The sequence below is a fragment of the Algoriphagus faecimaris genome (assembly GCF_900101705.1).
Lineage (GTDB): Bacteria > Bacteroidota > Bacteroidia > Cytophagales > Cyclobacteriaceae > Algoriphagus > Algoriphagus faecimaris.
Map to the genome: position 1 here is coordinate 4,531 of NZ_FNAC01000062.1, position 8,898 is coordinate 13,428.

General features: G+C 42.5%; 10 protein-coding genes. 2 read left to right on the plus strand and 8 right to left on the minus strand.

Annotation, left to right across the window (positions count from 1 at the left end; genetic code table 11):
* The 8 genes from BLQ57_RS19620 to BLQ57_RS19655 all read right to left on the minus strand — a co-directional run.
* Nucleotides 1-1,040: BF3164 family lipoprotein (locus BLQ57_RS19620; RefSeq protein WP_092824197.1), on the minus strand; the 1,040-nt coding region annotated here is incomplete at its 3' end.
* A gap of 54 nt (nucleotides 1,041-1,094) precedes the next feature.
* Nucleotides 1,095-1,313, minus strand: a complete 219-nt coding sequence (locus tag BLQ57_RS19625; RefSeq protein WP_087941320.1) for a hypothetical protein — start codon at nucleotides 1,311-1,313, stop codon at nucleotides 1,095-1,097.
* A 177-nt stretch (nucleotides 1,314-1,490) separates the two neighbouring features.
* Nucleotides 1,491-2,582, minus strand: coding sequence for a BF3164 family lipoprotein (locus BLQ57_RS19630; RefSeq protein WP_087941319.1), 1,092 nt, complete (start codon nucleotides 2,580-2,582; stop codon nucleotides 1,491-1,493).
* Nucleotides 2,583-2,628: 46 nt separating this feature from the next.
* Entirely contained in the window at nucleotides 2,629-2,847 is a 219-nt protein-coding gene (locus BLQ57_RS19635) for a hypothetical protein (RefSeq protein WP_139162829.1), read from the minus strand.
* Between the two features lie 174 nt (nucleotides 2,848-3,021).
* Entirely contained in the window at nucleotides 3,022-3,588 is a 567-nt protein-coding gene (gene nadD / locus BLQ57_RS19640; protein ID WP_087941317.1) for a nicotinate (nicotinamide) nucleotide adenylyltransferase, read from the minus strand.
* A gap of 3 nt (nucleotides 3,589-3,591) precedes the next feature.
* Nucleotides 3,592-4,164: a guanylate kinase gene (gene gmk / locus BLQ57_RS19645; protein WP_087941316.1), complete on the minus strand. Its 573-nt coding sequence runs from the start codon at nucleotides 4,162-4,164 to the stop codon at nucleotides 3,592-3,594.
* A gap of 6 nt (nucleotides 4,165-4,170) precedes the next feature.
* On the minus strand, nucleotides 4,171-4,443 hold the full coding sequence (locus BLQ57_RS19650) for a mycothiol system anti-sigma-R factor (protein WP_087941315.1): 273 nt from the start codon (nucleotides 4,441-4,443) through the stop codon (nucleotides 4,171-4,173).
* A 13-nt stretch (nucleotides 4,444-4,456) separates the two neighbouring features.
* The gene (locus BLQ57_RS19655) at nucleotides 4,457-5,050 is read right to left on the minus strand and encodes a sigma-70 family RNA polymerase sigma factor (RefSeq protein ID WP_087941314.1); all 594 of its coding nucleotides are present in this window, start codon (nucleotides 5,048-5,050) and stop codon (nucleotides 4,457-4,459) included.
* A gap of 120 nt (nucleotides 5,051-5,170) precedes the next feature.
* On the opposite strand from BLQ57_RS19655, the gene BLQ57_RS19660 reads away from it, so the two are divergent.
* Together BLQ57_RS19660 and BLQ57_RS19665 are read left to right on the plus strand one after the other, a co-directional pair.
* Complete coding sequence (locus BLQ57_RS19660; protein WP_087941313.1) at nucleotides 5,171-6,007, plus strand: lysophospholipid acyltransferase family protein; 837 nt, start codon at nucleotides 5,171-5,173, stop codon at nucleotides 6,005-6,007.
* Between the two features lie 214 nt (nucleotides 6,008-6,221).
* Complete coding sequence (locus tag BLQ57_RS19665) at nucleotides 6,222-8,483, plus strand: ATP-dependent helicase (RefSeq protein WP_087941312.1); 2,262 nt, start codon at nucleotides 6,222-6,224, stop codon at nucleotides 8,481-8,483.
* Nucleotides 8,484-8,898 lie beyond the last annotated feature (415 nt).

Sequence of the window (8,898 nt, forward strand, 5' to 3'; positions counted from 1 at the left end):
CCGTAGATTACTTTGTTTTCTTCGTCGACCGCGATTCCTAAGATGGGGAAATCTAATTGATATTGATTCAAGATATTTCCTTCATAATCAAACTCAAATACTCGATTTAAATTGTCAGGGCCACTAAGTTCACGATAGGATTTTCCTGAAAATAAAGCGAAAAAAGATTTTTCTCCTGGATATACATCTAAATATCGAAGAGTGGAATTCATTCCAAAATCAGGCATTTGGTAGCTCATTGAATAACCAATAGAAAAATCTTGGATTTTCTTAACTGGACCATAGATAGTAAGGATTTTCTTTTCTTCTATATCAATAATATCTATATAATCTACTCTAGTACCTACTTCTACCAAGTATGACTTGGATGAATTACTTTTTATCGTTCCTTGAAACACATTACTAATCAAATTAGCATCTAACTCTTCAGCCAAATATCCATTAGGTAAGTCCCTATTTTTAATCATGTCAGCCCAATTACCTAACAATGCCAACGTGTCTCCTTTTTTTGTCAAATGCAAATACTTAGACCACCCATCTACAGTACTTCCAAAAAGTGTTTCATCCTTTGCCCAAGCCACGGTAGTCAAGAAAAAAAAGGTTTCGGGAGATTTAAACTCCTCCTCGGCTAACCTAGAGGAATCATAAATATCATATTTAGAAAACTTACGCATTTCAGGATCATAGGCCCAAACTTTTCCTAATTCACCTGTATCTTCGATTTGGGTGATCACAGTTACCTCCCCTGGCCCCATGCCATCCACACCCTTTGATCGAAGGTATTTACCAGTTTTCAAATCTATGACATGGAATTTACTATCCCTAACGTTTTTACGTTCTAAAATGATGATCAAGTCCTCCTTTAAGAAAACACTACGGGGATTTACAATTTCATGAATATTATACTTTTCTCCTTCAAGCCTCTTAATTGTTGGAAGATCTTCTTCTGAAAAATATAAAATATTGTTAGAAGCTTCTTTTGAAGTACATTCAAAAAAAAGGATAGCTAAAAGTATAATTATTATTGAATTTCTTAACATATGAAATATATAGATTAAATAAGCAGGAGATTATTCCTCCTGCTTAACCTTTGATTACCATGTACATGTTTTAACGCACTTGATCCAACTTGACTCAGCGATCAATCCAGCATAAGGATGCCTGCAAGTGTCTATTGCTTCACAACAAACACCTCCCCATTGGGTAGTTTCGAATCCTGGTGGACAAGGTTCCAATTCTTCTTGTGCATTAACCGTAATACCCGAAAAAACAATAGCCCCTAAAAAGGCTATTCCAAACAATACCTTCTTCATCTTTTTATTGGTTTTGTTAGTTTAAAAACTTTTGGCCAAATTGACTTCGACTCCGAAGCTGAAACTAACCTATTAAGTTCAGTTTTTAATCGCAAATCTGAGAACGGAAAAATGGCTATTTATTCCATCAGTGGTGTTTTTTTTGCAGACGGTTAAAATATGGGTTTACCATTCAAATCAATACTCAAACCGAACCAGATTGGGCTCCCGATCCACCGTGACGCCGTAGATTACTTTGTTTTCTTCGTCCACTGCAATCCCATACACGGGCATATCCAATTGATACTGATTCAGGATATTTCCTTCATAATCAAATTCAAATACCCGGTTTAAATTGTCTGGATTACTGAGTTCACGGTATGGTTTTCCAAAGAATAAGACGAAAAAAGTTTTCTCTCCTGAATAAACATCCAAATATCGAAGAGTGGAATTCATGCCAAAATCAGGCATTTGATAGTTCATGGAATAACCAATATCAAAATGTTGAAGCTCAGGTGAGGGACCTATGATGGTTTTGGTATGATAGCCATCCAAATTGATGATATCTATATAATCGACACTCATTCCAGCCTTTACTACCATTTCGCCATTTGGGCTAGACTTAATCGGGCCTTGGAAAATGGAGCTGATCAAATTAGCATCCAAATCTTCGGGTTGATACCCATTGGGCAATCCCCAACTTTTGACATGATCTCGCCAGTTTCCCATTAGATGAAGGGTATCTCCTTCTCTAGTCAAATGAAGGTATTTGGTCATCCCATCTACTGCACCTCCAAATAAAGATTGATTTTTTGTCCAAGTCAATTCTGTCAAAAAAAAGCTGGTCTCCGGGGAGCGAAATTCTTCCTCTGCCAGTAAACTACTATCCCGAAGATCATATTTGGAAAACTTCCTGATTTCAGGATCATAAGCCCATACTTTTCCAGACTCTTTAGCTTCCTCGATTTGGGAGATGACGGTAATCTCCCCTGGCCCCATTCCATCCTTTCCTTTGGATCGTAGAAAGTTTCCAGACTTTTTATCAATCACATGGAATTTATTATCGTAAATATTTTTTTGTTCATAAACCAGGATGAAATCATCAATTAGTAGTAAACCTCGCGGATTGGTGATTTCCTCAATCTCGTATTTCTTCCCAGTCAATTGAATGGGATCCGGCAAGTCTTCTTCAGATAAATAAATAATTTCATCCGATGAACCTGATTTGGGGCTGCATCCCAAAAAGACTGAAATAAAAAAAACGCTTGCAATAAGTATACTTCTATGCATAAGGTGAAATAGTTAAGTGGGAGGAAAATTCCTCCCACTTGGTGAATTATTCAGTACAGGTTTCGACACATCGGGTCCATGTAGATGCATAGACCGTACCATAATAGGGATGATTACAACTAAGAGCTGACTGGCAGCATACACCACCCCAACTATTTGTAGCAGAGCCATCAGGACAAGGTTCCTCTTCTTCCTGTGCATTAACCGTAATACCCGAAAACGCCATAGCCCCAAAAAAGGCTAATCCAAATAATACTTTTTTCATGTTTTTAAAGAATTAAATTTTACTAAAAAGTTTTTGGCCCAAAAACGGCTTCGACTCCGAAGCTGAAACTAACCTATTGAGTTTAGTTTTTAATCGCAAATCTTTTCCCCGAAAAACTTCCATTTATTCCATCAGTGGCGTTTTTTTTTTTTTTTGCAGACGGTTAATAATCAGCTAGAAGTAAAGTTTTTTCGAGCGGATATAGTCCACCACAGCATCAGGCAAAAGATAGCGCACAGAGCGCTCCTGCTGAATCGCCTCCCGGATAAAGGTTGCCGAAATATCCAATAGGGGTGCATCTACCTCCATTATTGCCGGATGGGATAAGGATACTTTATCTCCCGGCCGGGGATAGACATAGAGCCGATACTGGGCCAGAATCTGCTCGTAGTTTTTCCACTTGCGGAGTTGCTTCAGGTTATCCGACCCTAAAAAAATACTAAACTGGTGCTGGGGAAACTGCTCCGATAGATAAGTCAAGGTATCGATGGTATAGCTCGGACGGGGCATATGAAACTCCACATCACTGGCCCGAAAGTGAAAATTATCCGCTATAGCCAACTCCACCATGCGCAGCCGGTCAAATTCATGGACCAGCGATTTTCGCTTTTTCAGGGGATTCTGAGGACTGACGACAAACCATACCTCATCCAATTCTGTGCGATCATAAATCGTCTCGGCAATGATCAAATGACCAAGGTGGATGGGATTGAAACTGCCGAAAAAAAGCCCGATGTTCACGATCTACGAGGCTAAAAAATCCCGGACAAGCTGCTCCGCTTCCTGAGAGGACTTGGCAAAGTCATCGTTGACAATCGTCACGTCAAACTGCGGTTCAAATTTCATTTCAAATTCTGCCTTATATACTCTACGGGATAGGGACTCTTCTGACTCCGTTCCCCGGTCATTGAGACGGGCTTTGAGTACTTCCAGTGAGGGCACTTTCACAAAAATCGCCAAAGCTTGCTCGCCAAAGTATTTTTTCAGCGCCAATCCGCCTTTCACATCCACATCAAAGATGACTGCTTTTCCCGAATCCCAGATGCGTTGGATTTCTTCTTTGAGAGTTCCGTAAAAATTACCCTCATAGACCTCCTCCCATTCGATGAATGCGTCTTGGTCAATTTTGGTTTTGAATTCTTCTTGACTTAAAAAATAATAGTCTTTGCCATGTACCTCATGCCGACCTCTTCTATCTCTCGTGCAAGCTGAGATTGAAAACCCCAGATTGGGTACCCGCTCGATCAAGTGACGTACCAATGAAGTCTTGCCCGAACCCGAGGGTGCGGAAAAAATAATGGCTTTGCCTGGGTTCATGGGGTCTTATTTGATGTCTGAGATTTTGGTTCGGATCGAATCGACCAACTCCCCTGGCACGGCTTGCTTGCTACACTTGGTCTTGAGCAGCTCGCGGATGGCCTGCTCCAGGTGAAAATGCTCAAAGCAGGGCTGGCATTTGGCCAACTTTTCTTTCATCATTTCCTTGCCCGGATCTCCCATTTCTCCGTCTAGGATACTCTCGAGTAGCTCAAAGCATTTGCTGACATCACTGCATTGCAATTTTCGCTCGCCTGTTGATTCTTCCTTTTTGTCCATTTGGTAATCGTTTTTATTCCTCCTCGTCCGTATTGTAGCCCATGTGCTGGGCATATCCTTTTAGTTTTTCTTTTAATAAATTTCTTGCTCTATGCAGTCTTGACCGCACCGTACCGATGGGGATGTCCAAGATCTTGGCCATCTCCTCGTAGGTAAATCCTTCGAGATCGCAGAGGATGATTACTGTCCGAAAATCCACTGCGAGGCTATTGAGCGCATTGGAGATCTCATCTCCGATCATATCCTTGACCGATTCAGCTCTCAGATCTGTGGTCCCACGAAAGTCAACATCATCGGAGTTGTAATAAGTTTCAACTTCCTGATAATCTACTTTCGCTGGCTGCTTACTCTTCTTTCGGTACTCATTGATAAAGCTGTTTTTGAGGATTCGAAATAGCCATGCCTTGGCGTTGGTTCCCTGCTCAAAAGAGTTGATGAAACGATAGGCTTTGAGATAGGTATCCTGTACTAGGTCCTTAGCATCATCCTCATCAAAGGTGAGCCGGTAGGCAAAGTTGTACATGGAGTCTATGTGTGGCATAAACTCCCCATCAAAGATGGAATTTTTCTCTTCTTGAGAATATTTTCTGCGTTGTACTTCCGACATACGTTTCAAAAGTAATCATTGGGTCAAATTATAACTAGGAATCGGGAAGTTTTCACCTGATTTCCTTTATTTTGTTTCCGAAAAGCCGCTATCAAGGCTTTGATGAATTGATTTTACAGCATGTTTTTCTTTCGGTTACTTTCCCGACTTCCTCTTCCGGTACTTTATCTCTTCAGTGATCTGCTTTACCTGATCGCCAGATTTGTGATACGCTACCGCAAAAAGGTCATTGACGAAAACATCCTCCATGCCTTTCCGGAACTATCAGGTACTGAGCGAAAACAGGTCCGAAACCGATTTTATCGGAATTTTACTGACACATTTGCCGAAACGATCAAAATCCTGACAATATCGGAGCGGGAATTCCGCAAGCGATTTGTCATAAAAAATCAGCAGGGGCTAGATGATCCGGTAAAAAAGGGAATAAGTAGCTTGATGGTGGCCGGGCACCTATTCAATTGGGAAATGGGCGTCATCGGGATCAATTTATATTCCGAGGTACCTGTGGAGACCATCTACCTCAAGGTAAACAACCCGTTTTTCAATGAGCTGATGAAAAAAATTCGGACACGATTTGGCGGATATGTGACCGAAAAAAAGGAGTTTCGCCGAGGCATGCTTACCTTGGCAAAAGATCCAAGGATCGTTTTACTGGGATCTGATCAGCGTCCACCTCGCTCGGAAAATAGATATCAAAGGAACTTTCTTAATCGACCTGCGGTGTTTTTTGAAGGAGCGGAGTTCCTTTCAAAAAAAATGGGGCTTCACGTCCTATATGGAAAAATGACCAAGGTCAAAAGAGGCCATTATCATTTTGAGTTTATTCCTTTGGCTGAGCCTCCTTTTGATGATGCACTACCGCATTCGGTCACGGATCGCTTTTGCGAAATGCTGGAAAAGAATATCCGCGAGCAACCCGATATGTACCTATGGAGTCATAAGCGGTGGAAGGTGTAGCAAGTGATTGGGAGGTTTGGAGGCAAGGAAGTTTGGAAATTAGTTGGTTATCGTCTTTCAAGTCACCAAAAAACCGGATAAAACAACCACACATTTCAAACGGAATCATTAAAAAAACTGAAGCGATCAAAGACTAATGAGGCTTTAGAACCAGTTCTGCTGAGCCTGTCGAACCAAGTATTGCTGCTAGTATTAAAATCTTGTATCTAAATCAATGGATTATTTAAAAGAACTCAATCCCCCTCAGCGGGAAGCCGTAGAGCATACTGAAGGGCCTGTGATGATCATCGCGGGAGCCGGTTCGGGCAAAACCCGTGTGCTTACCTATCGGATAGCCCATCTGATCTATGCCCGTGGGGTGGATCCTTTTCAGATTCTTTCCCTGACTTTTACCAATAAAGCTGCCGCCGAGATGAAGTACCGGATCGAGACGCTGGTAGGTTTGGACGCCAGAAATACTTGGATGGGAACATTTCACTCGGTTTTTGCAAAAATCCTCCGTGTAGAATCCGAAAAAATCGGCTATCCCTCCAACTTCACCATCTACGATACAGACGACTCCAAGTCACTGATCAGGACCATAGTCAAGGAAATGCGGCTGGACGACAAGGTATACAAGCAAAATGTCGTACTATCAAGAATATCAGGTGCAAAAAACCGGTTGATCTCATGGCAGGCTTATCAGAAAGATCCTTTTGTCAAAGCAGATGACGAGGCGGCCATGCGGCCACGAATGGGCGAAATCTACCAAAAATACCAAGACCGACTCTTCAAAGCCGGAGCCATGGATTTTGACGACTTGCTCTTCAACACCAATGTCCTCTTCCGTGACCATATCGATGTACTCAACAAATATCAGCAGCGCTTCAAATACGTGATGGTGGATGAGTTTCAGGACACCAACCTATCCCAATACCTCATTACCAAAAAGCTCGCTGCAGTCCATCAAAACATCTGTGTGGTAGGAGACGATGCTCAGAGTATCTATGCCTTTCGCGGAGCGGATATACAGAATATCCTAAATTTCGAAAAAGACTATCCCGATCTCTTTGTGGTCAAGCTGGAGCAAAACTACCGTTCCACCAAGACCATCGTCGAAGCGGCCAATTCCATCATCGATAAAAATAAAGCCCAACTCAAAAAAACCGTTTGGACTTCCAATCCTGACGGGGATCTCATCGAGTTGATCAAGGCCACTTCTGACAATGAGGAAGGTAGGATCGTCGCCACGACCATCTTTGAGGAGCGAAACAATAAAAAACTCAACAACAGCGATTTTGCAGTACTCTACCGCACCAACTCCCAATCCCGGGCGATAGAGGAAGCTTTACGAAAAATGAACCTGACCTATAAAATCGTAGGCGGGCTTTCATTTTACCAAAGAAAAGAAATCAAGGATCTCATGGCCTACATGCGCTTCACAGTTAACCCTGTGGATGAGGAAGCCTTCAAGCGGATCATCAATTATCCCAAGCGGGGAATCGGGGATACCTCAGTGGAAAAAATCCTGGTGGCAGCCTACGATCATGATATTCCGCTTTGGGAAGTAGTCCAAAATGCCCCTAACTTTCTCAGCGGTCGAGCAGGCAGTTCTACGGATGATTTTGCCACGATGATTAAGGCTTTTCAAATTGAGGTAGAGCGAAAGGATGCCTACGAAGCGGCCAATTTCATCGCCAAGCAGAGTGGCCTTCTGCGTGAGCTCTACGAGGACAAAACCATCGAGGGACTCAACCGCTACGAAAACGTACAAGAGCTCCTCAATGCTATCAAAGAATATGTGGATAATCCCGAAAATGAGGATAAAAGCTTGGGTTCTTTCCTTCAGGAGATCGCGCTGCTCACTGACAATGACCGGGACAAGGACACCACCGATGCCATTACGCTGATGACCATTCACTCCAGCAAGGGACTGGAATTTAAGCAGGTATTTGTAGTCGGTATGGAAGAGGACCTCTTTCCATCCCAGATGATGATGCAGAGCAGAGAGGATTTGGAAGAAGAGCGGAGACTGTTCTATGTGGCCTCCACAAGGGCCATGGATAAGCTTTATTTGACCTATGCTTTGACCCGATATAGATTTGGGAGATTGCTCAATTGTGAGCCGAGTCGATTCTTAGAAGAGGTCGATCCGGCCACTATCAAGGTCAACAAGCGCATGTCGGCTACCCGCGAAATGCCAGGAGCCATGCGGAAGGAAGGGTTACCGGGGAGCTCGGGCTTTATTGGGCTGAAGAAAAAACCCGAATCGCGTGTTCCAACCCAAATGAAAATCCATACACCCAGCCCGGATTTTAAGCCCAGCAATACCAATAACCTAAAGGCTGAGCAACTGGTGGAGCATCCGAAGTTTGGTTTTGGGAAGGTAGAAAAAATCGAAGTAGAGGGACTCAACCGAAAAGCCACCATCAAATTTGAGCATTTTGGAGAAAAGACATTATTACTTAGCTTTGCCAAGCTTAGAATTATTGATTAATTCCCTCCTATCCTGTCTTTTGGTAGATTTTTTGCCAGACAGAATCAAATTAGAAAGGCTTTTGAGCAGTTTATACCAAAAAAATACAAAAGAGTCCCTTTTCGAAAAAGTGCAGAGCCAAGCCCTAAAATCTGAAAATAGGCTCAAATTCCCGGTAAGGATCGGGACAGGCCATTTGGCCACTAAAAGCTATAATAATCACATGAAATCGACACGATTAAAATCATCATTAAACACACAGGAAAATGCCCCGAAATTTTGGGGTTAATCGTCAAAGATTCCATAGCCTGCCCCGACTATTCGGGGTGGCCTTAAAGAAAAATTATAAACACATGAAATCGAGCATGACGTACCCGTCACACACCGGGATGATTATAATTGCGAGATTCCATCCCGATACTCGGGACAAGTTATG